The sequence below is a fragment of the Pseudanabaena sp. 'Roaring Creek' genome, assembly GCF_001402795.1.
Taxonomy (GTDB): domain Bacteria; phylum Cyanobacteriota; class Cyanobacteriia; order Pseudanabaenales; family Pseudanabaenaceae; genus Pseudanabaena.
In genome coordinates this window covers 1-2,038 of record NZ_LIRE01000586.1, presented here as the reverse complement: position 1 = coordinate 2,038, position 2,038 = coordinate 1, and the positions used below count along the sequence as shown (strand labels likewise).

The 2,038-nt window shown below is 40.3% G+C and carries 2 protein-coding genes; both read left to right on the top strand.

Translation table 11 applies throughout. The annotated features are described in order from the left end of the window. Positions 1 to 320 precede the first annotated feature (320 nt). Positions 321 to 1,139 (top strand): hypothetical protein, encoded by an 819-nt coding sequence (locus AC805_RS16650; RefSeq protein ID WP_156341438.1) that lies wholly within the window; start codon positions 321 to 323, stop codon positions 1,137 to 1,139. Between the two features lie 314 nt (positions 1,140 to 1,453). Further along, on the top strand, positions 1,454 to 1,744 hold the full coding sequence (locus AC805_RS16645; RefSeq protein ID WP_055076448.1) for a hypothetical protein: 291 nt from the start codon (positions 1,454 to 1,456) through the stop codon (positions 1,742 to 1,744). Positions 1,745 to 2,038 lie beyond the last annotated feature (294 nt).

The window sequence follows — 2,038 nt, the reverse complement described above, 5'->3', positions numbered from 1 at the left end:
GGCATAAACCCTAAGAGAGATGAGCGATGCAAAGCATCGCTCATCTCTCTTAGGGTTTGATTTTGTCTTAACATGACTAGTAATAGCAAATTATCATTAAAAAAATCTGATGATAATCTGATGATAACTTTAATGATAATTTGCTGTGATAATGCTGTAACGATGCTGTAAAAAAGCCCTAATAATACCAATTCCCAAAAGTGTGGCTACACTTTTGGGAATTGAAAACCAAACCCAGCAAGGGTTTTAAAATCACAAAATGGCTACGCCATTTTGTGATTTGGAATAAGTCAGTAACAACTAAGACGGTGGCAAAAAATATGAGAGCCGATCTAGAAAGGTTATTAATTTCAGAAGCAGAATTGTTGGAATTGACAGGCTTTCCTTGCCAGCAAATTTTACAGCAACCCAAGTTAACGCCAAAGCAGGTGCAGATCCAACGCACGATCGCTTTGGCAATTATGGTAATTAACTTCATTTCCTTTACAAGCGTTTTTTTACCCCCGTTACGGATTGCGGGAATTATTTTGCTGATCAGCTTAGTCTTGGGGATGTTGAGTCTAGCGATCGAGTTTGCGGAAGTGACGATGCTATTTTCTTTGGTTGGTTTTGGTGCAGCAATCTATTCCCTTTATGTTTTGACTGGAGCACCCTTGGGTGTAGTGTTGTTATGCCTTGGCTTAGCTATTATCAGTGGAATCTTGGCTTTATTACTGATGCGATGGATTGTGCAACAATGGCAAGAAAATAAAAATCGTCAGCGACAGAAGGGAGTGCCTCTAACAGTTTTACGCCTATTTAAGGAAGTTGAAAAGTGTAATCAAACAATTCGACATATTGATGTCTTCGATCGCCTGCAAGATGCGGGTAATCCCATTAAATTAGAGTCTAGAGAATTGGCGATCGCCGCTTTACGGATGGCTCGTAATGATATTGTGAGAGCGCTCAAAACCGAGCGGATTTTACGAGAACATCCTGAATTTCATCCCGATCGCTTTGACATTGATTTGAATGCTTTCACCGCGATCTCGATCAACGAACGGGCTAAGGAATATGGACAGATTTTTAATACGACCTTACAAATTGCGATCGATGTGCAAAAAGCCATGTCTGAGTTACAGGAATTTATTTCAAACTAAGGCTATTCCTACAGCAATTTTCGATCAAAAAAACCACAAGAAAATTCTTGCAAGTGTTGCGAAGTAACACTTGCAAGAATTTTCTTGGTTTGGATTTGAGCGCAAAGCGCTGTAAGTAAGAGCGGCGTTTTGCACCTCGCCTACCTAGAATAATTAATGGGTCGCTAATAGAGCATCCATGGCTGCGGCTATAGCAGTCCTAAATCATTTGTAGATTTTTGGGTTTGTGGAAGCGCCCCCTTTTCGGGGTGCGCTTCCACAAACCCTTTAGGATTGCTATATGGGATAAACTGAAGTTAGAGTAGGAAAATATTATGAATGCTGAAAAAAAACAAATCGACACTTTAGATGAAAGTGAGCTATTTCGATTAGGGGGGAAAAAATCAAACTTGGTAATCGTGCCTGCGGAAATTAAATACCAACATATTAAGATTGAAGACTTCGATAAGCCCGTCCCCGCGATCGCTTATAACGGTGGTATCTACAGCCTATTTCGCGCTAGCAATAATTGGTCAGAAGTAGAGAAATTGACTAGCCGTCTTTCTGCCGATTACTTAATTACAGTTATTCCCAAAGGTTGGGCAATTTGGGTATTTGAGTATTAAGGACTAAGTAGCTAGAATCCAAAAACTTGGAGCACACGCTCAGCGTGTGCTCCAAGTTTTGCGGTTTTATGTAATTGCGCCAGTTATACCAACTCACAAAAGTGTTGTCACACTTTCGTGAATTGAAAAACAAACCCAGTAGGGTTTTGAGATTCCCAAAATGGCGCTGCCATTTTGGGAATTGGTATTATAGATAATTCAAATAAAAACTACAGCTTCGACTTCGCTCAGCTAGCTTACACCGAGGGCTGAGCGAAGTCGAAGCCCGTCTACAAGTTATTTAAAACAACTATA

Bases quoted from the DNA above. Each gene is read 5' to 3' on its own strand.
- AC805_RS16650 (WP_156341438.1), top strand. From the start codon at position 321: ATGAGAGCCGATCTAGAAAGGTTATTAATTTCAGAAGCAGAATTGTTG.
- AC805_RS16645 (WP_055076448.1), top strand. From the start codon at position 1,454: ATGAATGCTGAAAAAAAACAAATCGACACTTTAGATGAAAGTGAGCTA.